The sequence below is a fragment of the Streptomyces luteireticuli genome, from assembly GCF_041519305.1.
Lineage (GTDB): Bacteria > Actinomycetota > Actinomycetes > Streptomycetales > Streptomycetaceae > Streptomyces > Streptomyces luteireticuli.
In genome coordinates this window covers 1,503,285-1,523,965 of the sequence record NZ_CP167927.1, presented here as the reverse complement: position 1 = coordinate 1,523,965, position 20,681 = coordinate 1,503,285, and the positions used below count along the sequence as shown (strand labels likewise).

The 20,681-nt window shown below is 73.3% G+C and carries 21 protein-coding genes; 7 read left to right on the top strand and 14 right to left on the bottom strand.

The window, feature by feature from the left end:
• Window positions 1-8: 8 nt before the first annotated feature.
• The 5 genes from AB8735_RS06065 to AB8735_RS06045 all read right to left on the bottom strand — a co-directional run bounded on the left by AB8735_RS06065 (window position 9) and on the right by AB8735_RS06045 (window position 4,158).
• Window positions 9-194: a hypothetical protein gene (locus AB8735_RS06065; RefSeq protein ID WP_372405843.1), complete on the bottom strand. Its 186-nt coding sequence runs from the start codon at window positions 192-194 to the stop codon at window positions 9-11.
• A 22-nt stretch (window positions 195-216) separates the two neighbouring features.
• On the bottom strand, window positions 217-2,223 hold the full coding sequence (locus AB8735_RS06060; protein WP_372405841.1) for a SpoIIE family protein phosphatase: 2,007 nt from the start codon (window positions 2,221-2,223) through the stop codon (window positions 217-219).
• A complete protein-coding gene (locus AB8735_RS06055) occupies window positions 2,220-2,876 on the bottom strand; it encodes a hypothetical protein (protein ID WP_372405840.1) in 657 nt (218 codons plus the stop codon). The genes AB8735_RS06060 and AB8735_RS06055 overlap by 4 nt, the downstream gene beginning before the upstream one ends.
• 164 nt (window positions 2,877-3,040) lie before the next feature.
• A complete protein-coding gene (locus AB8735_RS06050; protein ID WP_372405839.1) occupies window positions 3,041-3,646 on the bottom strand; it encodes a sortase domain-bontaining protein in 606 nt (201 codons plus the stop codon).
• The gene (locus AB8735_RS06045) at window positions 3,646-4,158 is read right to left on the bottom strand and encodes a universal stress protein (protein ID WP_372405836.1); all 513 of its coding nucleotides are present in this window, start codon (window positions 4,156-4,158) and stop codon (window positions 3,646-3,648) included. Before AB8735_RS06045 ends, AB8735_RS06050 begins: the two co-directional genes overlap by 1 nt.
• 213 nt (window positions 4,159-4,371) lie before the next feature.
• Here AB8735_RS06045 and AB8735_RS06040 point away from each other — a divergent pair, with 213 nt between their 5' ends.
• The gene (locus AB8735_RS06040; RefSeq protein WP_372405834.1) at window positions 4,372-6,489 is read left to right on the top strand and encodes an FUSC family protein; all 2,118 of its coding nucleotides are present in this window, start codon (window positions 4,372-4,374) and stop codon (window positions 6,487-6,489) included.
• A gap of 185 nt (window positions 6,490-6,674) precedes the next feature.
• Window positions 6,675-6,896, top strand: a complete 222-nt coding sequence (locus tag AB8735_RS06035) for a hypothetical protein (protein ID WP_344022741.1) — start codon at window positions 6,675-6,677, stop codon at window positions 6,894-6,896.
• A 49-nt stretch (window positions 6,897-6,945) separates the two neighbouring features.
• Here the strand turns inward: AB8735_RS06035 and AB8735_RS06030 are convergent, their stop codons facing one another.
• Window positions 6,946-7,872 (bottom strand): LysR family transcriptional regulator, encoded by a 927-nt coding sequence (locus AB8735_RS06030; protein WP_372405832.1) that lies wholly within the window; start codon window positions 7,870-7,872, stop codon window positions 6,946-6,948.
• 149 nt (window positions 7,873-8,021) lie between these two features.
• On the opposite strand from AB8735_RS06030, the gene AB8735_RS06025 reads away from it, so the two are divergent.
• Window positions 8,022-9,401 carry a hypothetical protein gene (locus AB8735_RS06025; RefSeq protein WP_372405831.1) on the top strand — a complete coding sequence of 460 codons (1,380 nt, stop codon included), beginning with the start codon at window positions 8,022-8,024 and terminating at the stop codon, window positions 9,399-9,401.
• 17 nt (window positions 9,402-9,418) lie between these two features.
• On the opposite strand, the gene AB8735_RS06020 is transcribed toward AB8735_RS06025, so the two are convergent.
• Window positions 9,419-9,916, bottom strand: a complete 498-nt coding sequence (locus AB8735_RS06020) for a universal stress protein (RefSeq protein ID WP_372405828.1) — start codon at window positions 9,914-9,916, stop codon at window positions 9,419-9,421.
• Window positions 9,917-10,056: 140 nt separating this feature from the next.
• Window positions 10,057-10,614, bottom strand: a complete 558-nt coding sequence (locus AB8735_RS06015; RefSeq protein WP_372405827.1) for a universal stress protein — start codon at window positions 10,612-10,614, stop codon at window positions 10,057-10,059.
• 222 nt (window positions 10,615-10,836) lie between these two features.
• On the opposite strand from AB8735_RS06015, the gene AB8735_RS06010 reads away from it, so the two are divergent.
• A complete protein-coding gene (locus AB8735_RS06010) occupies window positions 10,837-11,487 on the top strand; it encodes a response regulator transcription factor (RefSeq protein WP_344022751.1) in 651 nt (216 codons plus the stop codon).
• A complete protein-coding gene (locus tag AB8735_RS06005) occupies window positions 11,484-12,995 on the top strand; it encodes an MFS transporter (RefSeq protein WP_372405825.1) in 1,512 nt (503 codons plus the stop codon). The genes AB8735_RS06010 and AB8735_RS06005 overlap by 4 nt, the downstream gene beginning before the upstream one ends.
• Before the next feature lie 31 nt (window positions 12,996-13,026).
• On the opposite strand, the gene AB8735_RS06000 is transcribed toward AB8735_RS06005, so the two are convergent.
• Genes AB8735_RS06000 through AB8735_RS05980 form a run of 5 tightly spaced genes read right to left on the bottom strand, consistent with a single transcriptional unit; the run spans window position 13,027 to window position 16,603 of the window.
• Window positions 13,027-13,500, bottom strand: coding sequence for a hypothetical protein (locus tag AB8735_RS06000; RefSeq protein WP_372405823.1), 474 nt, complete (start codon window positions 13,498-13,500; stop codon window positions 13,027-13,029).
• A gap of 5 nt (window positions 13,501-13,505) precedes the next feature.
• A complete protein-coding gene (locus AB8735_RS05995; protein WP_372405821.1) occupies window positions 13,506-13,952 on the bottom strand; it encodes a DUF6228 family protein in 447 nt (148 codons plus the stop codon).
• Between the two features lie 56 nt (window positions 13,953-14,008).
• A complete protein-coding gene (locus AB8735_RS05990) occupies window positions 14,009-14,854 on the bottom strand; it encodes a bifunctional 5,10-methylenetetrahydrofolate dehydrogenase/5,10-methenyltetrahydrofolate cyclohydrolase (protein WP_372405820.1) in 846 nt (281 codons plus the stop codon).
• On the bottom strand, window positions 14,851-15,471 hold the full coding sequence (locus AB8735_RS05985) for a cyclodeaminase/cyclohydrolase family protein (RefSeq protein ID WP_372405818.1): 621 nt from the start codon (window positions 15,469-15,471) through the stop codon (window positions 14,851-14,853). The genes AB8735_RS05990 and AB8735_RS05985 overlap by 4 nt, the downstream gene beginning before the upstream one ends.
• Window positions 15,464-16,603 carry a hypothetical protein gene (locus tag AB8735_RS05980; protein WP_372405817.1) on the bottom strand — a complete coding sequence of 380 codons (1,140 nt, stop codon included), beginning with the start codon at window positions 16,601-16,603 and terminating at the stop codon, window positions 15,464-15,466. Before AB8735_RS05980 ends, AB8735_RS05985 begins: the two co-directional genes overlap by 8 nt.
• A 1,226-nt stretch (window positions 16,604-17,829) precedes the next feature.
• Between AB8735_RS05980 and AB8735_RS05975 the strand changes: the two genes are divergently transcribed.
• Together AB8735_RS05975 and AB8735_RS05970 are read left to right on the top strand one after the other, a co-directional pair.
• Complete coding sequence (locus tag AB8735_RS05975; protein ID WP_372405815.1) at window positions 17,830-19,023, top strand: hypothetical protein; 1,194 nt, start codon at window positions 17,830-17,832, stop codon at window positions 19,021-19,023.
• A 29-nt stretch (window positions 19,024-19,052) separates the two neighbouring features.
• Window positions 19,053-19,574 carry a GNAT family N-acetyltransferase gene (locus tag AB8735_RS05970; RefSeq protein ID WP_344022785.1) on the top strand — a complete coding sequence of 174 codons (522 nt, stop codon included), beginning with the start codon at window positions 19,053-19,055 and terminating at the stop codon, window positions 19,572-19,574.
• Between the two features lie 93 nt (window positions 19,575-19,667).
• Here AB8735_RS05970 and AB8735_RS05965 read toward each other — a convergent pair whose 3' ends face one another.
• Entirely contained in the window at window positions 19,668-20,645 is a 978-nt protein-coding gene (locus AB8735_RS05965; RefSeq protein WP_372405813.1) for a hypothetical protein, read from the bottom strand.
• Window positions 20,646-20,681 lie beyond the last annotated feature (36 nt).

Sequence of the window (20,681 nt, the reverse complement as noted above, 5' to 3'; positions counted from 1 at the left end):
AGTGTCCCTCAGCCCCGCCCCCGGCGGCTGCTCAGGGCGATCACCATCGCCACCCCGGCCAGTGCCGCCACCAGCACCACCGTGACCAGCGGCCAGTCCCGTGCCGGGGACAGGCGCAGCGCGATCGCCTCCAGGACGACGAGAACGACGACGGCGAGCGCGGCGACGCCGTCGCGGGTGTGGGTGCGGGGCATGAGGGCTCCTCGGAAGCAGGTCTCAGAAGCAGGCCGTGAGGACCGCCGCGTCGTCGCGGTGGCCGGTGGAGGCGGCGGCCTCCAGGAGGGCGTCGGCCAGGCGGGCCGGGTCGTCACCGGCACCGGCGGGGACGGAGTGGCGCAACCGCTCGACTCCTGCGTCGAGTTCGAGGTCCGGGCCCTCCAGGAGCCCGTCCGTGAGCAGCGCGAGCCACCGCGCCCCGTGGAGCGGCAGCCGCACGGCCGGGTACGTCGCCGTCGGCAGGACGCCGAGGGGCGGGCCCGGCGGCGGGGCGAGGACGCGCGTCGTGCCGTCGGACCGGCCGAGGAGGGCCGGGACATGGCCGGCCGTCGCGGCCGTCAGTTCGCCGTGCTCGCGGTCGACCACCACGTAGGTGCAGGTGGTGAAGAGGGTCATGTCGAGGGAGCAGAGCAGGGCGTTGGCGTGGGCCAGGACCGCGCTGGGGTCGAGGCGGGTGCGGGCGTAGGCGCGTACGGCGGTGCGCACTTGGCCCATCGTCGCGGCGGACTCCACGTCGTGGCCCTCGACGTCGCCGATGACCAGGGCGCAGCGGCCGTCGGGGAGTCGGGTGGCGTCGTACCAGTCGCCGCCGACGGTGACGCCGTCGCGGGCCGGGGCGTAGCGGGCGGCGAGCCGCAGCCCCGGCAGGCGGGGCAACTCCTCGGGCAGAAGGGCGCGTTGGACGGCACCGGCCAGGTCGATGCGGGCCTGGACCAGGCCGCAGCGCTCCATGGCCTGGCTGGTGAGCCCGGCGAGGGCGAGGAGGAGGGTGCGGTCGGCGACGGGGAAGTCGTGTTCGCGGGCGTAGCCGAAGAGCAGGGCCCCGTGGGACAGCGGGAGCAGTGCCCAGGAGCGCGCCCGGGTGCGGGACAGCCATCCGTGCGGGTCGCCGCCGGACAGCGCGAGCACCTCGGCGCGGGAGCGGACGTAGAGCGCCTTGCCCTCCCGCATGACGAGGGCCGGGATCCCGGCCTCGTCCAGCGGTGTGCCGTCGATGAGCTCGCCCATGCGCACCCCGGTGCCGGAGCCCGCGACGGTGCGCAGCCTGCCCTCCTCGGGGACGAGGACGAGCGCGCCGATCGCGTCCGTCGAGTCGCAGAAGTGGTCGGCGACGGCGCGGGCCACCTCGTCGGTGGTGGTGGCGGAGAGCAGCGCGGTGGCCAGGTCCTGGATCCGGTCGGCGCGGTCCGCCGCGTTGTCGGCCCGCTCCCGGAGCCGGTCCTGGTGGTGGACGGCGTCGGTGACGTCGCGGGTGATGCCGATCAGGGTGCGGCGGGGCGGGGTGCCGACGGTGTGCGACCGGGCCTTGACCCGCAGCCAGCGGCCCGCCCGGTCCCCGGTGGCCAGCCGGAAGCGCATGTCCAGGGGCTCGACGCCGTCGAGGGCGCGGTGGAAGGCCGTGGTGGCCGCCTCCATGTCCTCGGGGGCGATGACCTCCACGATGCCCTCGCCCATCGGGCCGGGTGTGATGCCGTAGAGCTTCTCCGAGCCCGCGAACCAGCGGTGCCGCAGGGTCTCCGCGTCCACGCTCCAGGCGGCCAGGTCGGCCATCTCCAGCGCGAGCCGGAGCTGGGCGTCCCGCTCGGTGTGCTCCTCGTCGGGGGTGCCGTCGTCCTGCTCGACGGTGGCCGCGCACAGCCCGGGCGTACCGAGGGCGCGGACGGCCAGGCGCAGCCGGGGCAGGCGTGCCGTCACGGCGTCCCGGCCGGGGAGGGCGAGCGCCTCGGCCACCGCGCGGGCCGCGCGCTCGCGTTCGGCCTCGGGCAGCCGGTCCGTCCAGGGGACCGTCGCGCCCTCGGCGCGGCGCCGGCCGAGGAGCTGCTCCCAGCGGGCGTTCGCCGCCCACTCGACCCCGTCGGCGTCGAGGACGGCGAGGCCCACCGGGGCGTCGAGGAACACCTCGGCCAGGGTCCGGATGGTGTCAACAGGCGGACGGGCGCGGCCGGTTGCCGTTCCCGGGGCCGTGCGGGGCTCCGGGAACGGGCGGGCCGCGGTGGGGGCCGTCATCGGGTGCCGCTCCGGCCGGAAGGGCGGCGGACGGTCACGACGATCGCCCCGGCGACGACGGCGACGCCGACGCCGGCCAGGAACAGGTCGGTGTCCCAGGCGTCGTTGTCCGGGGCGGCCACGCCGGTGCGGGGGGCTCCTTGGGGAACGGTGCCGGACTGCGTGCCCGTGCCGGTGCTGGTGCCGGTGCCGGTGGTCTGCCGGTTCACCGGGGCGAGGCCGCGGTGGGACCCGCCGTGGTGTGCGGGCCGCGGCTGCGGCTTGGGCGCCGGTCCGGGCGCCGGGGCGTCGACCCTGAGCTGGGTCTGCGCGCTGCCGTTGCTGCACACCAGGCGTACCGGGTACGTACCCTCCCCGGCCGTGACGAGCAGGGTGCCGCGGATGTGCTCGGGGCGGATGTCGGTCAGGCTCACCGTCCCGGCGGCCGAGGACACCGACCGGACGCTCGCCCCGGGGTACGGGGCACAGGCGCCGGTGATCGACACCGTCCGTCCGGTGCGGGTCTCGTGGGGGCTGATGTCGATGGTGGCGGCGCCCACGACGGGGGTGGGGCGGGGCGGCTGGGGCGGCGGGTCCGCCAGGGCCGCCGGGGCCGCCGCCAGGGTTCCGCCGAGGACGACGGCGGAACCGGCAGCGCAGAGGATGCGACGCATGGGATCCACGTCCTTCCGGATGGTTTCGAGGGGTTTCGAGTGGTCTTGCCCCAGCCTGGCCGGGAGGCGGCCCGGCGGGGATCGGGCGGTGGGGGGACCACCGGGGCCGGGGCGTGTCCCCCGACCGGGCCCCGCCGGGCCGTCCCCCGCTCGCCGTCCCCCGTTCACCGGCCCCTGGTCAGATCCGCGTAGACGACGATGTTGTCGAGGTAGCCGCCCGCCGGGTCGTGCGGTCCCCCGCAGGTGACCAGGCGCAGCCGGGGCGGTCCCGAGGCGCCCGCGTACACCTCGCCCGCGGGGAAGTCCGCCTTCGGGTACTCGGCCACCCGCCGCACGGTGAACGCGACGGTGCCGCCGTCCGCCCGCCGTACCGACACCCGTTGCCCGGGGCCCAGTTCGCCGAGGCGGAAGAACGCACCCTCGCCGTACCGGCCGACGGTCGAGTGCCCGAGGAGGACGGACGCGCCGGGGGCGCCGGGGACGGGCGAGCCCTCGTACCAGCCGACGGGCGCGTCCGGCCCGACCGGCGGTACGGCGACGGTCCCGTCGGGCGCCAGGCCCAGGGGGACCACCCGCGCGGAGATCCCCACGGCGGGCGCGGTCACCCGTACCGGTGCCGAGGCGTCCGGTCCGCCCGGTCGGCCCGAGGGGGCGGGGGACGGCGGGGCGGGCCCCGGGCGGCCGAAGCTCAGCAGGAGCGCGGCCAGACCGGCGACGGCCGGCAGCAGCAGGACCAGCAGAGCGCATCCGTGCCGCCGACCGCCGCGCATCACCTGTCCCGGCGGGCCGTGGCGGCGCGCTCCCGCTCCTGCTCCGGCTCCCGGTGGCGTGCGCCGGTCGGCGGGACGACCAGGACGGGGCCCCGGGCGTGCCGCAGGCAGTAGCGGGTCACCGAACCGGTGAAGAAGTGGTGCACCGCGCCGTGCGAGCCGCCGCCGACGACGAGCAGGTCGCCGTCCTCGGCCGCGCTCGACACCAGCGCAGGCCCCGTCTGCCCGCGCACCACGGCCTCCGAGTACCGCAGGCCGTCCGGTTCGCCGCCGAGGCCGCACACGCACGCCTCGTGCAGATCGTCACGGGCCTGGTGGGCCAGTTCCCGGGCGGTCCGCTCGTCCGGCGGCCACAGCATGTCGATGTAGTCGCCCTGGGGCGAGGAGTAGATGAAGACCGGACGCAGCTCGGCGCCGTGCCGACGGGCCTCGGCCGCGGCCCGCCGGAGTGCGACGAGACTGCCCGCGGAGCCGTCGACCCCCACCACGACACGTTGTACGGAGTGGTTCATCTCCCGGTCCCTTCCTCGTTCCGCTTCGGGTCCGGCCCGCTGGCGCGAGGCCGTGCCCACCACGCTAAGGAAGCCCCCTCCACCTGCGGATCCCTCATCCGGCTGGAGAGGCGGGGGAGGGCCTCGGCCGATCGGTGGACACCGTGCTGGTTCTTCCGGTCGGTGGGCCTTCCGGTTGCGCCCGGGGCCGGGGCGCCCAAGGGTGGATCCACCATGATCCGCCGGCTGCCGCGGCACGAGGACGGGCCGCCCGCCCTGCGGCGCGCGGTCTGGACCGTGCTGGCCGGGTGCCTGCCCTTCGCCGTCCTGCTGTACGGCTTCCACCGGCCGGTGGAAGCCCTCTACGCGATCTTCGGGACGCTCCCGCTGGTCCTCTTCTGCCGCGTGCCCGGCCCGCCCCGGCGGCGCACCAGAACGCTGCTGACGGCCCTGCCCGTCGGCTGGCTGCTGGTCACGGCCGGCACCCTGCTCGCGGTGCGCTCCTGGGCGGCGGCCTGCGGCATGCTCGCCGTGGGCTTCCTGGTCTCCTTCTGCGCGGCCTGCGGCCCCCGCGCCGCCGCCCTCTCCATCGCCTTCCAGCTCTACTACGTGCTGCCGTGCTTCCCGCCCTACGCCCCGCAGACGCTCGGCGCCCGGCTCACCGGCCTGACCGTCGGCATCCTCTGCACCGTCCTGGCCGAACGCCTCGTATGGCCCGACCCGACGCCCGTGCCCTACCGGGCCGTCCTCGCCGACGCGGCCGACGCCGTGGCGGGCCACGCGGAGCGGACCGCCGGGGCGCTCGCCGCCGGCACCGGACTGGCGGGCCTCCAAGGGTCGGCCGACCGCGCCCTGGAGGCCGCACGGCTCTCCCGGGTACCGGCGGCCGAACGCCCCACCTCGCCGTCCGTGCCCGACCGGGCCCTCAACCACACCCACGCCGCCCTGCGCTACACGCGCGACCAGCTCGACCGGATCTCCGCCTGCCAGGACGTCCCCCACCCCGCGTCGGCCGCGCTCCTGCGCCGGGTCGCCGCGGCCCTGCGCCCGGCCGCCGCCGCGCTGCGCGCCGGTCCGCCGGGGCCCCCGCCGCCCGGTGAACTGGCCACCGCGCTCGGCACGTTCGACGGGGCCCGGGCCCGGATGCTGGACCGGGTCTCCGTCGCCGGACTGCGCCAGGACGCCCTCGTCAGGGCGTCCGCCGACGGGGCCCGGTTCGCCGCCGAATCGGCCCGGATCGCGCTGGGAGCCCGGCCCGTGCCGCCGGTGTCCGAACCCTTCGGCTACGCCTTCCTGCCCGTCCGCCTCCGCTGGTGGCGTCGGCTGCGCGTCCATCTCACCCCGGAATCGGTCCTGTTGCAGAACGCCGTGCGGACCGCCGTGGCGCTGGCGGCCGCCCGGCTGCTGGCCGGGGCGCTCGGCCTCTCCCACGGGTTCTGGGTGCTGCTGGCGACGCTCAGCTTCATGCGCACCTCGGCGGCGGACACCCGCAGCGCCCTCGTCCCCGCCTTCCTCGGCACGGCCGCCGGCGCCGCGCTCGCCGCCGCCCTGCTCTACGGCATCGGCGACCGGCCCGTCTGGTACGGGGTGCTGCTGCCGGTGGCCGCGCTGGTGGGGTTCGGCATCGGCCCGGTGCTGGGCCCGGCCTGGATGCAGGCGGCGATGACCCTGACCTTCCTCCTGATCTTCACCCAGCTCTCGGTGCCCGACTGGCACCTCCCGGGCGTACGGCTCCTCGACGTCGTGATCGGCGGCTCCACCGGGGCGCTGGCCGGGCTGCTCGCCTGGCCGCGCGGCGGGCACGGGCAGCTGCGGAACGCGGTCGCCGACGTCCTGACCGAGTCGGCCGCCCTGTGCCGGTCCGTGACCGCCCTGCTGTGCACCGGCGGCGGCCCCGTGAGCCTGGCACCGGCCCGCGCCGCGGTGCTGCGGGCCGAGGCCACCTACTGCCAGTACCGCACGGAGCACCGTCCCGGGCGCGCCCCGGAACCGGTCTGGGGCGACGCCCTGGCGGCGTCCTACCAGGCGCTCCACGGAGGCGAGGTGATGGTGCACCGGCACGGTTCGGGCACCGCGGCCCCGCTCCCCGCCGGGGCCGCCGGCCGGCTGACGGTCCTCGCCGACGACGTCGCCCGCGCGTACCTGCGCTCGGCGGCGGCGGTCCGGGAGGGGCGGTGGGAGGCGGCCGACACCCTGCCCGGCTGCGCCGCGGGGAGCTCACCCCCGCTGCGGTACGTGACGGAGCGCGGCGGCGAAATGCCCCCGGAGGAAGCCCTGTTGACCGCCGACGCCGAGGCGTGGCTGACGGGAGCGGCGGAGGCGGCGGAACGGGTGCGGTCCCGGACCGCGTGACGCGTGGCCCGGACCGCGTGACGCATGGCCCGGACCGCGTGACGCGTGGAACCGCCGCGCCCAACTCCGAACGCAGAGGCGGCGGATCGTTACATCGCCCCCCACACGAGGGACCCGTCGCATGCGCCCCGGCAGTGCCGGGCAGGGTCTGGCCGACCCGATGTCCCCGTACGGAAAGGACGTTCATGCGTCGCCGTATCGCCGCCGTCCTCCTCGGAGCAGCCGCGCTCCTCACTGTCCTCGCAGGCCCCGCCAGTGCCCACGACGGGCCCCTCGACCCCCTCTTCGGGGGGCACAACGGAGGAAGGAACGGGAACGGGAACGCCAACGGCCAGGGAAACTACGCGCTCTTCGGCCTCCAGATGCCCATCTTCTCCGTCGGCCAGGGCGAGATCGGCCGCCGCTGAGCCCGGACGGCTTCCGGAAAGGGGTCGCCGGGCAGGGCGCCGGGAGGCGTCAGTCCGCGGCGCCGTCCCTCGTTCCCTCCCCCGCCCCGTCCGCCAGCGCCGTCGCACAGGCGAGGGCCTCGTCCCGCGGGTGCGCCGCCGTGTAGACCGTGAGCTCGCGCACCAGCCGGGGGGCGGGGTGCGCCGCCGTCTTCCGCAGGTCCGGGGGCAGGGCGTCCGCGGGGACGAGGGTGAGGCCCACGCCCTGGCGTGCCAGGGTGACGGCCGCCTCGGCCTGCGGTACTTCCACGGCGATCCGGGGATGGAAACCGGCCGCCCGGAACGCCTCGGCGAACGCCTCGCCCGGGCCGTGCCCCTGGTGGCCGATCCAGCGCCGGCCGGAGAGGTCCTCCAAGTGGGCCGTGCGCCCGCACAGTTCGTCGTCCTCGGGACAGACGATCACCAGTTCCTCGGTGCCGAGCGTCAGGACCCGCCCGTCCCATCCGACGGGCCGCGGCCCCACGCCCAGGTCCACCGCGCCCGCGGCGACGGAGTCCTGGAGCTGCGAGCGGCTGCCGTGCGGACGGACGCAGACCGGCGCCGCGGGGTGGGCCAGGGTCCACCGCCGCACGCCCGGCAGCAGCGCGGCGGGCAGCGCCGCGTGCACCGTGCCGATGCGCAGTGCCCGCCGTCTGCCGCGGGCCGCCGAGCGCGCCGCCGAGGTCGCCTCCTGCGCGCAGCGCAGGGTCGTGCGCGCGTAGGGCAGGAAGGCCGCGCCCGCCTCCGTGGGGCGCACGCCCTCGGGGCGGCGTTCCAGGAGGGCGGTGCCGACCGCCCGTTCCAGGGTGCGCAGTTGCTGGGAGACCGTGGGCTCCGTCACATGCAGCCGCTCGGCGGCCCGTGTCAGCCGGCCCTCGTGCACCACGGTCACGAGGTATTCCAGCTGGCGCAGGGACAGGCTGCTCGCGCTGCGCTCCGGTTCCGTGGCCTGTGCCATAGCTCTTGCCTATCTGTGCTTCGGTGAATTCTTCTTGATCCCCGCCCCGCCGCCGGGTTTCAGTGAACCCGTGGCCGAGGGGCGGTCCCGCGAGGAGACAGCGGGGTCCGGGGGAGGTGCTCGAAACGGCCCCGCCCGGAAGGAAGTCCATGAAGTTCTCGCGCCGTTCCCTGCTCGTTCCCGTGCTGCTGGCCGGGATGGCCGTACCGCTGGCCGCACTCCCCGCGTCCGCCGCCACCGGCGGCTCCGACGGGGACCGGACCCCGCCGTCCCTGTCGCTGGGCGACGGTCCGTCCGACAAGCAGTCCGTGACCGTCGTCCGGCCGAACGCCGAGGGGAAGACCGGCCAAGTGCAGGTCGGAGGAGCCCGGTTGACGGGCTACGACGCCTCGGGCGGCCATGCCGTCCTGTCGGCCGGCTCCTCGTCCAACGGCGTCAAGGGCAGCCCCGCGGAGCTCCGCGCCGGCGATGTGATCGCCGGCCCCGCGACGGCGGTGACGCCGCAGGGCGTGCTGGTGAAGGTCAAGGCCGTGCACCCGCAGCCGGGCGGCTCGGTCTCCGTCGACACCGAGTCGGCGACGCTCGCCGACGCGCTGGGCGACGGCAAGGCCGACGTCCATGTCCCGCTGACCGCGGCCGACCTGAAGGTCAAGTCCCCCGACGGCGGCGGGAAGGTGTCCGCCCCGCAGTCCGCCCCGCAGGGCAGCGGACAGGGCATCCGCTTCGACGTGGACGTGCCGATGCCGTCCGGCGTCAAGCCCACCGAGGGCCACTCCTCCGCACTCAAGGGCCACTTGGACCTCAAGCCGGAGATGCTGTTCGCCTACGAGCGGGCCCACTGGTACTCGGTCCAGCCGTCGAAGGCGACCATCGGCCTGGCGGCCGACTACGACTACGGCTTCGCCGCCCACGCCGAGGGCACCGCCTCGTACGACACCGGCCACAAGCCGCTGCATATCCCGGCCGCCGAGGTCGATGTCAACAAGACCGTGTGGGTGGGCCCGGTGCCGATCGTGCTCAACCTCAAGGTGAACTACTTCTACGACATCTCGGCCGACGGGAAGGTCACGCTGGACGCCGAGCAGGACACCAAGGGCCGTCTGGAGGTCGGCGCCAAGTACGAGGCGGACAAGGGCTGGAGCGCACTCTCCGGAACCGAGCCCACCACGACCGGCACCCCGACCCGTGTCGAGGGCTCGGCCACGCTGAAGGGCGGCGTCGGGACCCACGCCGAACTGGGTCTGTACGGTGCGGTCGGCGTCGCCGCCGACGTCATGCCGTATCTGAAGGCCACCGTGCACGGCACGGCCGGCGGGGAACAGCCCAAGGACCCCAAGGGCGTTCAGGACCCCAAGTCCATCAACAAGACCCTCAACGACGCCAAGGCCGACTGGGCCCTGTACGGCGGCGGCGAGCTCACCGGCTCGTTCTTCGCCAGGCTGAACGTCTTCGGGACGAAGGTCCTCGACAAGACCTGGGACTTCCCCAAGGTCTCGTACGAGCACAAGCTGGCCGGCAGCCAGGCCTGACCTCCGGCGGGGCCGGGTCATCGGCCCGGCCCCGCCGTGACGGTGATCCGGCCGTCGGCCGCCTCGGGCTCGGGCCGGACGACCAGCACGGGACAGCTCGCGTGCTTCAGGCAGTGCCGGGTCACCGAACCGCGGAGGAACCGGTGCAGCACGCCGTGGCTCCCGGCGCCCATCACCAGCAGGTCCGCGTCGTGACGGCTGAGGGCGACCAGCGCCGGCCCGGCGTCCGCGCGTACGGTCCGGGGACGGACCTCCGCACCGGCCGGGGCCGGGCCGAGCGCCGCCTCGCAGGTGCGGCGCAGCCGCCGCTCCGCGGCCCGCTCCCAGTGGGCGCGGACGTCGGCCGGCGCCGGGTTGACCGCGTCCGCGGCCTCCCCGCCGGGCGGCGACCAGGCGAACACCGGGCACAGGACCGCGCCGTGCCGGGCGGCCTCCCGCGCGCCCTGCCTGAGGGCCGCGATGCTGCCCGCCGAACCGTCCACTCCCACGACGACCCGCTCGATCGTCTCCGACATCCCGCTCACTCCTCACTGCTTCTCATCGCTCATCGATCGCTTCGATCGGCCTCTCCCGCCACCGTGGCGTCCGCCTCCGGGGCCCGGGATCGGGCGGCCGGGCGGTCCTCCGGTGGACGGCGGGGTCGGCCGGCCGTCGTTCAGGTGCGTGCCGCGCCGTCGCCCAGGGCGGTGCGGACCATGTCGTCCGCCTGCCGGCCGAGCCAGCCGTTCCAGCGGCGCAGCCCCTTGCGGTAGTCGCGGGCCAGGCCGGGCGCCGGCACCAGCAGCAGCGGGCACCGGGCGTGCCGGACGCAGTCCCGGGCGAGGGAGGGCCGCAGCAGCCGCCGGACCGGTCCCTGCCGGCCGACGCCGACGACCAGCAGGTCCTCCGGACGGTCGGCCAGGGCGGTCAGGACGCACCGGGCCCGGCCCCGCACGACGACCGCGGAGAAGGGCGCGGCCTCGGGGCCCGTGCCCAGGGCCGTCCGGCAGGTCCGCTCCAGGGCGGCCGCGGCCTTGCGCCGGTCCGGGTCCGGATACGGGCCGGGGCCGACGGCCCAGGCGCCGTCCGCCGGAAGGTACGCGGTGACCGCGTACAGCTCGGCCGCCCGGCGACGGGCCTCGGTCAGTGCCGCGCGCAGGGCGACGACGCTGTTCGGCGAACCGTCCACGCCGACGACGACGCGGGGCGCCCGGTCGGCCGTGACGTCGAACATGACAACTCCTCCCACCTCGGCGAATGCACGAAGCGGTGCACGAAGCGGTGCACGAAAACTCCACGCTAGGAGAGGCACGGAACCGGACGGGTCCCCCTTTCGGCCGGTCCGGTGGGGGAGCCGTCCGCCGCCGCCCGGAGCGGCCCGTCCGGCCGAACGCACTTATGCTCGACGCAGGGGGCTAAATGGGGGGATAAAGCGGAAAACGGAAGTGACGAGGACATGGAGTCCGATTCCGGAACACAGGTGACCGTCGTCGTGGCCGACGACCATCCCATCTACCGCGAGGGGATCACCCGGGGGCTGCAGCTCAGCGGGCGGATCAAGGTGGTCGCCGAGGTCGAGGACGGCGCGGCGGCCCTGGAGGCCATCCGCGAGCACAAGCCCCAGGTGGCCCTCATCGATTACCGGATCCCCAAGATGGACGGGATCGCCGTCATCCACGCCACCGTCCGCGACGGTCTGCCGACCCGGACCATCCTGCTGTCGGCGACGACGGACGGCGCCGTCGTCTACCGGGCCGTCCAGGAGGGCGCCGCGGGCTATCTGGCGAAGGACGCCAAGCGGTCGGAGATCGTGGACGCGGTGCTGAAGGTCGCCCGGGGCAAGCACATCGTCTCCGAGGACCTCTCCGACGGGCTGGTGGACGAGATCCGGCTGCGCGCCGACCGCGACGAGGCGATCCTCTCCGAGCGCGAGCGGCAGGTGCTGCGCGGCTTCGCCGAGGGCAAGAGCATCCCGCAGCTGGCCGCCGAGCTCTATCTGGGGGCGAGCACCGTCAAGACCCACACCCAGCGGCTCTACGAGAAGCTCGGGGTGTCCGACCGCGCGGCCGCCGTCGCCGAGGCGATGCGCCGCGGCCTGCTGGAATGACCTCTCCCGCGCGGGGCGCGAGCCGATGGGCCGTGCTCGCCGTCCTCTGCGCCAGCCTCCTTCTGGTGGCCATGGACGCCACCATCCTCAACGTGGCCCTGCCCTCCCTCATCGCCGACCTGCGCCCCGGCGGCATGGCCCAGCTCTGGATCATCGACATCTACGGACTCGTCCTCGGCGGACTGCTGGTCACCTGCGGCGCGATCGGCGACCGCTTCGGCCGCAAGAGGCTCTTCCTGGCCGGCTTCGTGCTCTTCGGCGCCGCCTCCGTCCTGGCCGCCACGTCGGACAGCTCCGCCCAACTGATCGCCGGCCGCGTCCTGTTGGGCATCGGCGGCGCCATGGTGATGCCCTCGACCCTCTCCCTGATCCGCACCGTCTTCACCGACCCCCGCGAACGGGCCCTGGCCATCGGCATCTGGGCGGCGGTGGCGGGCGCGGGGGCCTGCGTGGGCCCGCTGATCGGCGGGGTGCTCGTCGAACACTACGGCTGGGCGGCGGCCTTCTGGGTCAACGTCCCGGTCGTGGTCGTCACCGTCCTCGCGGGCATCCGCCTGCTGCCGGAGTACCGCGCCCCCCAGTCCGGTCCGCTCGACTGGTCCGCCGCCCTGCTCTCCGTCGCCGGCATCGTGGCCCTGGCCTGGGGCATCAAACACGTCGCCAAGGGCACCCCGGGCGCCGTGGACGTGATCGTCCTGCTCCTGGGCCTGGTACTGCTGGCGCTCTTCGCCCGCCGGCAGCTGGCGGCGCACGATCCCCTGCTGGACGTACGGCTGTTCCGCAACGGCCCGTTCCTCGCCGCGGCCCTGGCCACGCTGCTGGCCATGCTCGCCATCGGCTCCGCGCTCTTCCTGATGTCCCTGTGGCTGCAGTACGTCCACGGCTACTCGCCCTCCCAGGCGGGGCTGCGCACACTGCCGTCGGCCGTGGCGATGCTGGCCGGCTCGCTCTGCTCACCATGGATCATGCACCGGCTCGGGGTACGGGCGGTCCTGGCCATGGGCCTCGGCGCCCTGGTCGCCGCGTTCCTCGTCCTCGCCCTGACCCCGCAGCCGAACTCCTACCCCGTCGTCGCCGTCGTCCTCACCATGCTCGGCCTCGGCGACGGCCTGGCGATGACCGCCGCCGCCTCGGTCCTGGTCTCCTCGGTCCCGGCAGAACGCGCCGGCCAGGCAGGCGCCGTCTCCGAGACGGCCTACGAACTCGGCGTGGGCCTGGGCGTCGCCCTCCTGGGCAGCATCCACGGAGCGGTCTTCACCCGCCACATGACCGGACTCCCGCTGCACAGCGGGGACTTGACGACGGCCCGGGGGTCGGTCGGCGGCGCGGTGGAGGTGGCGGACCGGATCGGCGGGGAGACGGGCCGCCTCGTCCTCGCGGCGGCACGGACGGCGTTCGACGACGCGCTGACGACGACGGCGTATGTGTCGGCGGGGATCGTGGTGGTGGTGACCGTGCTGGTGGTGTGGCTGGTGCCGCGGGGGTTGCGGGTGACGGGCGGGCACTGAGAGTGCCCCGTCCTGCCCGCCGTCGGCCGAATCACCGATCATCGGCCGAGCGATGCGCCCGCAGACCGCGCCTGAGTGCTTCGAGTTCCTCCCGGGGGAAGTGATCGCCCCACTTGCCCCGGTAGCCGCTCTCGCCGTAGATCGTCACGACCTCGTCGAAACAACGGACCACCGCATGGGCAAGGTCGCCCACACTCAGCGCTCCGGACCACAGCTCGGTTCCGGCGTTGTCGTGCTCCCCGTATGCGCGCAGCTCCAGCAGGCGGAGCCACGCGGTGTCGCCTTCCCGGTAGAAGACCCACCGGAACACCGTCGGCTCCGCTTCGAACTCCACACGCGCCTCTGTCCCACCGGCGGTAAGACGGGCCACGGCAGTCAGCAGATCCTCGGGCGCGTTGCTGATGTACGAGACGGTGAGCGGGATTTCCGCGGTGTCCGTCATCACCGTGCAGTCGGCCCAGCCGCGCCCGGACAGCGTCCAGGTGATCCGGAAGTCGTCGGACACGGCGCTCACCCCGCGAGGAAGTGCCGTACATCGGCGGCGAAGGACGACATCTGCTCCCCGGCCTCCAGCCACGTGGTCACCGAGGCGTCCCATCCACCCGCGGCGTTCGTCCACGGGCGCAGCGTCCACGTCAGACCGACGTGCCCACCGGACCGGAAAACGGCCGAGACAGCCAGGGCCCGGTCATCGGTCCGCCACGTCCGCTCGCCGTCCCACCCCCGATAGTCCGCGGCCAACTCCTCCAGGAAGGGCGCGAGATCGCTGTCCCACACCCAGGCCACCGCTTCGTTGACGCGAGCAGTCAGCCCCGGGGCCCATGCCTCGACGGCGTAGTGCACCGAGTCCCTGTCGTAGCTGAACCGGTCGCAGAACTTCACACCGACGGACGGGGTGTCCTGGCAGCGGATGGTCACATCCGCCCGCTCGTCCATGGTGCTGTCCGTAGAGGTCATGAACCGGACCCTAGAACGGCACTATGCCCTTCGTCACCGGAGTTCTTCCCTGGGGATCAAGCGCATTGTTGCTCCGCGGCCTGCACAGTGTGCCGGAGAAGGAGGGCAGTTGTGACGGGGCCGACTCCGCCGGGCACAGGCGTGAGCGCCGAGGCTGTCTCCGCGGCTTCGGGGGCGACATCGCCGACGAGGCCGTCGTCGGTGGCGTTGGTTCCGACGTCGATCACCACGGCGTCCTTGCCGATGTGGACGGGGGTGATGAGACCGGCGCGGCCGACGGCTGCGACGAGGATGTCGGCGCGTTCGGTGATGGCAGGCAGGTCGCGGGTGCGCGAGTGGCAGACGGTCACGGTGGCGTCGCGGTTGAGCAGGAGATGGGCGAGGGGTTTGCCCACCACAGCAGAGCGGCCGACGACGGCAGCATGGGAGCCGGAGAGTGGGACGGCGTGGTGGTCGAGGAGTTCGATCACGGCTTCGGCGGTGGCCGGGGCGAAAGAGGGGTGGCCGACGGCGAGGCGGCCGAGGGAGGCGGGGTTGGCGCCGTCCACGTCCTTCTCGATGCCGATGGCCTCGGCGACATCGTCGAGCCGGACGCCGTCGGGGAGCGGGGTTTGCATGATGATGCCGTGCACCGCTGGGTCCGCCGAGAGCTCCCGCAGCGTGTGACGGATGTTGTCGGCGCCGGCGTCGGGGCCGAGGTCGAGGACGTCACAGGTGATGCCGGCCTTGGCAGCGGCTTTGGCGATGGAGGATACGTACCAGGCCGAGGACTCGTCCTCGGTGGCGGTCACCACGGTCAGACGCGGCGGGAAGCCGGCCTCGGCGAGACGGGCGGCCCGGGCACTGACGTCCGCGCGGATGGCTACGGCGAGTTCCTTGCCGGAGAGGGGCTTGGCGGTCACCTGGCGATCTCCTTGCGCACGGTGGCGGTGATGTGTTCCGCACGGTCGGTCAACGCGTCCACGAGGGCGGCGGAGCGCAGCAGCGCGGTCCGGGCGTCGGGGTCCTTGATACCGGAGAGGTTGATCTCGATGTTGAGGCGGGCGGTTGCGGCTGCCGCCCGTGCGGCTTCGGCTGCGGCGCCGATGTCGGTGATGACGTTGCGATTGCCGATGGGCAGCAGCTTCTCGGCCAGGGCCACGATGTCGGCGGCGCAAGTGATGGTGGCTTCGGCCGGGCGGGCGGCGCCGAGAAGGGCGTCCGCGATGGCGGTCGAGCGGGTGGCCCTGGCCTCGTCGGTGTCCTTGGGGAGTTTGTAGGCGTCGGCTACGGAGCCGAACGCGGCGGCGTCTTCCGTGGCGAGTTGGAGTGCCCGCTCGCGCAGAACGTCCGCCTGCTCCATGACCCGGGCGACTGCCTCCTCATGGTCGGCGTACTTCGGACCGGTGCTGTAGCGGGCGACCATGGCGGCCTGGGCGGCGGCCTGGGCGGCGTGCAGAGCCCCTGCGGCACCTCCGCCCGGCGCCGGGACTTTGGCCGCAAGCTCGTTCAGATACGTCTCAATCGCTTGATCACGCACTGGTGGTCTCCTTCATGGAGGCTTGGTAGCCGAGGTATCGGGCGATGGGTTGTTCCAGCTCGCGGTAGCACGTGGCCCTGTCGGTGACGGCCCAGCCGCACTTGGAAAGATAGCGGTCCACTGCCTTCGTCTCTCCCGCCGAAAGCTCTTCCACAACGCGTCGCACTGTCCTCAGTTCCTGATGCAGGAAGGAAGTTGCCTGTCCGAGGTGGAGCACGATGCGGTGGTCGGAGGTCAGGGTGACGGCTCGGTGGTGCAGGAGAAGGGCGAGCAAATGGCGGGCGGCGATGGCGTCCACCTGCGCCTGCGGACGGCGGAGCCATGCCTCGCGGGCGATGCGATCGGCGATCAGGACGCCGGCTGCCCATGGCGCCCAGGTTTCGGAGCAGGTCTCCAGCATGGCGAGGGCTTCGAGGTCGGCGCGGAGCTCGGCGATTACGGCAGCCAAGCGCCGGCTGCGGGCCGGGACGGCCGGCTCCGCGCCGGGCCCCTGGCGGTGGCCCCACTCGTGGGCGAGGAAGGCCAGTTGCCGGAGCGTGCGGAGAGGGAAAGCATGCATGCCTTCATGCCGGTCGTCGATGAGCGGAAGGACTCGATCACGGAACAGCGTGGTCAACCGGTCGAGAAAGACGACCCCGAAGGACTGTCGGGCAGGACGCTCGGTGACAGCGAGCTGTTCGGGAAAGAGAACGGCGCCGCCGGAGGCGCGGGCGGTGTACGCCTTCGACGCGGCCATGATCCGTCCGAACGTGAGGACTTGGCCGCGGTCCTCGCAGGGTGGGAATGCACCGGGCATCACGGCGCGTTCCGCGGTGAAGGCCACGGCTTCCAGACCGTAATGCCCGGGCCAGGGGCCGCCAGGGACCACCATGCGAGCGACCAGGATGTTGCCGCCGTCCTCGTGCACGGTCAGCCGGTGGGCGACCGTATCCGAGCGCAGTCGGCCCAGTGGCAAGGCGCTGCAGCGCTGGAAGTCCTCGTAGACCAGGGCGACATGGTCGAGGATGTCGGCAGGAGCACCGGCCAGGGCACGCGGAGTGCGGGCGTCCCGACAGGATGTTTCGGGGCGGGCGAGGTTGTCGGCGTCCACGGCCGACACCAGTGTGGAAGCCCAGGTGGTGAGGTCGTTCACCTTCACTGCCTCCTTCATGGAGGTCGGTCAATCGGCTGTCTGCGAGAGCGCGAGGGGCGCGTTGTCGGGCCGAACGGGCGCGAGGACGGACAAGGAGCACAGGGTTTTGCGGACGATCGTGACCCCGTGCTCGTTGCACCAGTACACGCCCGCGTGAAGTGGTCTGAGACTGTGACCGCCGTGGGGGCAGAGCATGTCATCGGTCCGGAGGCCGGACCAGGCCGTGCTCACCACTGGACCGTCGGATGCGCACTCGACCAGTGCGCCGCGCGCTGCCGGGCGATCCGCGTCTCAGCCGTAACATCGCCCCTCTGTACGGCCTGCGCGAGGCCGGTGTCGATTCGGCGGCAGAACGGACAGTACGGTCCTGGCGCGTCGGGCGGGACGGCGTAGTCGGGGCCGGGACCTGGCCCCAGCGGGGTGGTCACCACGTGTCTCCATGCCCTCTCCAAGTCCGGTCGATCGGCTTTCGTCACTGGTGTTGTCTTCCTTCTCAGTCACGGTTTTGGGATGCAGGGCGACGGGGGGAGAGAGAACGAACTGCCCGCGCGGGCCGCTGATCTGTGAAGCGGCCGGCCTGCCTCTCGCCGGTCGAGGAGTTGTCACGTGTTGGCGGTTCGGCGGAGAGGCAGGGGCTTTGGGGGTGGCTGTCACCCATCCTTGTGGGACAGTTGCGAGAGGTGGTCGGCCCACCCTTTCCGGTACTCCGCTTCTTGTTTCTGAGCCGCGCGGAGTTCGGTGGTCGCGCCGGATACCTTGGCCCACTGGGTGCGTCCGACGGCTCCGTTGATTGCGCTCCGGAACCGTCCACAGATGCCGCATTCGTCCCGCGTGGGGTAGGCGGGCGGGCCGCTTGCATGCTGCAAGGGCGGCGCGGGATTCAGCGGTCGCATGAGGCATCCTCGACCGGAATGTCGGGCGCGGGCGCCCATCGGGCCGTGCCCGACGGGCCCACCGTGAACACGGCAAGGCGTTCCTCATCCACCGGCTATCTCCTTGGAGTAGTTGCACCCGTCGCGTCGTGCATCACCCAGTGCACCGTCTGGGCGGGCGCTCCGGGGGCCGGAGGACCGGACGTTTAGGCGGACGTTTTCGCCCGCCAAGGGAGCCATGTGGCTACGGTGAGAGGGGACGACAACCGGTGTGAGGGGAAGCTCATGACGGGCAAGGCCGTGAGAGGGCTGTCGCGGTTACGGCAGGATGCCGGATATACACAGGAGTCCTTTGTGAAGGCGTTCGCCAAGGAAGCCGCGCGTATCGGCATCGCCGCCTCCGTCAGCGTGCGTCAGCTGCGCCGATGGGAAGGCGAGGCTCCTCCGCTCCCTCACCCGGGCCAACAGATCGTGCTGGAGGCGATGTTCGGCGTCCCGCTCGTCGAGATGGGTTTCGACGTCCCCCGGCATCGCGTCACTGTCTCGGCGCCGGTCAGCGACCCTGGGGAGGTAGGACGGAGGACGTTCGTGGCCGACGCCGGCGCCCTCGCAGCGGTGGCCCTGGTGCCGACCCGACCGGGCCCGCGTTTCGGCTCGGCCGATGCTGCTCGACTGCGTACGAGACTCGACGGCCTGTACAAGACGGACCACACGGTCGGCAGCGTGCCGGCCATGACGCAGGCGGACCGCATCGAGGGCGAGATCATGGGCACCCTCGCCGACGCCTCGTACACCGGCCGGATCGGTCGTGAGTTGCAGACCATGCTCGCCGAACTGCACGGTCACCGGGCCTGGTACGGCTACGACGGCGGACGTATCGGTCAAGGGCGCGCCGCCTGCATGGAAGCCCTCGCAGCGGCACAGCTCGTCGATGACTCCCTGCTGCAGGTCTCCGTGCTGGAGACGCTCGTACTCCTCGCGATCAAGGGAGACCGGGTCTGGGAGGCCGCGAGCGCGGTCGAGAACGCCTATCGGATCGCCGTGCGGGCGGGAGCCGGGCACACCGTGCGATTGGTGATCGCCCTGCGGGATGCCAACGTGACCACCCACGCGGGAGACCTCTCCGGAGCAAGGCGGGCGTTGAGTCGGGCCGTCAATCACCAGGGGCGCGCAGACGCGGACGTCGAGGTGCCGAAGTGGGCCCGGTTCGTCGGCCCGTTCGAGATCGACTACGCGACGGCGGACATGTATGTACGGGCCCAGCAGCCCGGACGTGCTGTTCCGTTCCTCCGGGCCGCCGTGCGCGCCATGGGTGACGACCTCGCCCGCAACAGCACCTCGTACCGGGTGAAGCTCGCGCGGGTACTGCTGGAGGCCGGGGAAGTCGAAGAAGCATGCGCGGAGATGACCGCCGTGCTCGACGCATGCGGCGCTATCGCCTCGCCGCGGTTGCTGGGCAAGATCCGGGAGTTCCAGCGGGCGGCTGCCGGCGTCGACAGCGTCACTGCCCGCGAGTGCGGAGAGCGTATCCGAGGGAGCGTCATGTGAGACAGCAAGGAACGATCACGGTAGGACGCATGGACGGGATGGCCGCTGCGCGGGTCGAGGCCGCGTTCAGGCTGATCTACGCGGAAGTATTCGCGGATCCGCCGTACAACGAAACCGCGGACGACGTTGCGGCCACCTTCCGGCGCTTCCGGTCCCAGACGCGCAAACCGACCTTCCGCGCCACCCTGGCCCATACTGAGGACGACGAGCCCGTCGGCATGGCGTACGGCTATCCGCTCGGCCCCGGCACGGGCTGGTGGGACCAACTGACCGAGCCCGTAACCGACGACATGCGCCGCGAGGACGGACGCCGCACTTTCGGCCTGATGGAACTCGCCGTACGCGGACCATGGCGTCGGCAAGGGATTGCGCGCCGTCTGCACGAGGCCCTGCTCGAGGGCACCGACGCCGAGCGGGCGCTGCTCAACGTGCGCCAGGACTGCAAGGCAGCGTCGGCCGCCTATCAGGCGTGGGGGTATCGCAAGGTCGGCGAAGCGAGGCCGTGGGAGGGCGCTGTGCTGCATGACGTGATGCTGCTGGACCTGCGCTGAGTACGTGGCGGTCGCCTCGCGCGCGTAGCCGATGTCATGCAGAACAGCGGCCGTGACCACCGCCTCCGACACGCTGCCGCGCCCCGCCGCCCCCTACCCCCGCACGTCCTCCCACGTCACCACCGGACTCCCCGCCCGCAGCGCGAAGTCCATCGCCGCGTCCTCGACCGGCCACTTCAGCCGCACCCACCCCGGCACCGTGGCCAGAATCCCGTCGTCCCCCGCCAGGTGCCAGAACGTGTTGGAGTCCTGCCGCGCGAAGTACGGGCAGAACAGCGAGACGACCAGCGTCACCCGGCGCCCCTGGGTCACCGGTGTCACCGCATGGAAGATCCGGCTCCCGTGGAGGAACAGTGTCGCCCCGCGTGCCCGGCAGTCCGCCTCGCGGATCCGTGGGTCGTGCCCGGTCACGTCGTCGAACTCCCCGGTGCGGCCCTGGAAGTAGGTGAAGCGGCCGCCCTCGTAGGAGTCCCCGTCGCTGAGCTGGATGGTGAAGACGTAGTCCATGCCGTCGCGGTGCCAGCGCACGATCTCCGGGGTGCCGCCGTGGCCCTCGAAGTAGTTGATCTGCGCCGTGGGGATCCGCAGCGGGTGCGGGATCAGGGGGACGCCGACGATCCGGGAGCAGGCCAGCAGGAAGGCCCGGTCGCGGATCATGTTGTTGATGAAGGGGGACATCAGGTCCGCGCTGCGCACCCGCCGCGTGGCGATGAACCGGCTGGCCCCGGCGGCCGGTTCGAGGCGGTCGCAGACCTCGGCGAGACAGTCCAGCCCCTCCGGCGTCAGCAGCCGGAACGGGCCGACGAGCGCCGTGTCGTCCACCCGGCCGTGCGCCCGGCCGAGCTCCCGCGAGGCGTAGCCGAACTCCTGGAGCGCGACCCGCGGCCCGTCCGCGTCCGGGACGACGTAGTCGCCGCGCCAGCGCGGCTCCCCGGGCAGCCCGTGCCCGCGCCGGGGCTTCCTGGCCCGCACGGCGTGGAAGAACTGGTCGATGCCGGTCGCCGTCCGCGGCAGGTTGAGGACCCCGCCCCTGCCGTCGCCTCTGCCGGTTCTCGTCCGGACCATCGCCATGGGTCACCCCTCCATGGGCAGCAACGGGAACGCCGG

What these genes read in the sequence shown, in the direction of transcription:
- AB8735_RS06065 (WP_372405843.1), bottom strand. Translation starts at nt 194, where the DNA reads ATGCCCCGCACCCACACCCGCGACGGCGTCGCCGCGCTCGCCGTCGTC.
- AB8735_RS06020 (WP_372405828.1), bottom strand. Translation starts at nt 9,916, where the DNA reads ATGTCGGAGACGATCGAGCGGGTCGTCGTGGGAGTGGACGGTTCGGCG.
- AB8735_RS06045 (WP_372405836.1), bottom strand. Translation starts at nt 4,158, where the DNA reads ATGAACCACTCCGTACAACGTGTCGTGGTGGGGGTCGACGGCTCCGCG.
- AB8735_RS06015 (WP_372405827.1), bottom strand. Translation starts at nt 10,614, where the DNA reads ATGTTCGACGTCACGGCCGACCGGGCGCCCCGCGTCGTCGTCGGCGTG.
- AB8735_RS06005 (WP_372405825.1), top strand. Translation starts at nt 11,484, where the DNA reads ATGACCTCTCCCGCGCGGGGCGCGAGCCGATGGGCCGTGCTCGCCGTC.
- AB8735_RS06025 (WP_372405831.1), top strand. Translation starts at nt 8,022, where the DNA reads ATGAAGTTCTCGCGCCGTTCCCTGCTCGTTCCCGTGCTGCTGGCCGGG.
- AB8735_RS06030 (WP_372405832.1), bottom strand. Translation starts at nt 7,872, where the DNA reads ATGGCACAGGCCACGGAACCGGAGCGCAGCGCGAGCAGCCTGTCCCTG.
- AB8735_RS06035 (WP_344022741.1), top strand. Translation starts at nt 6,675, where the DNA reads ATGCGTCGCCGTATCGCCGCCGTCCTCCTCGGAGCAGCCGCGCTCCTC.
- AB8735_RS06055 (WP_372405840.1), bottom strand. Translation starts at nt 2,876, where the DNA reads ATGCGTCGCATCCTCTGCGCTGCCGGTTCCGCCGTCGTCCTCGGCGGA.
- AB8735_RS05970 (WP_344022785.1), top strand. Translation starts at nt 19,053, where the DNA reads ATGGACGGGATGGCCGCTGCGCGGGTCGAGGCCGCGTTCAGGCTGATC.
- AB8735_RS06060 (WP_372405841.1), bottom strand. Translation starts at nt 2,223, where the DNA reads ATGACGGCCCCCACCGCGGCCCGCCCGTTCCCGGAGCCCCGCACGGCC.
- AB8735_RS05965 (WP_372405813.1), bottom strand. Translation starts at nt 20,645, where the DNA reads ATGGCGATGGTCCGGACGAGAACCGGCAGAGGCGACGGCAGGGGCGGG.
- AB8735_RS06040 (WP_372405834.1), top strand. Translation starts at nt 4,372, where the DNA reads ATGATCCGCCGGCTGCCGCGGCACGAGGACGGGCCGCCCGCCCTGCGG.
- AB8735_RS06050 (WP_372405839.1), bottom strand. Translation starts at nt 3,646, where the DNA reads ATGCGCGGCGGTCGGCGGCACGGATGCGCTCTGCTGGTCCTGCTGCTG.
- AB8735_RS05995 (WP_372405821.1), bottom strand. Translation starts at nt 13,952, where the DNA reads ATGACCTCTACGGACAGCACCATGGACGAGCGGGCGGATGTGACCATC.
- AB8735_RS06010 (WP_344022751.1), top strand. Translation starts at nt 10,837, where the DNA reads ATGGAGTCCGATTCCGGAACACAGGTGACCGTCGTCGTGGCCGACGAC.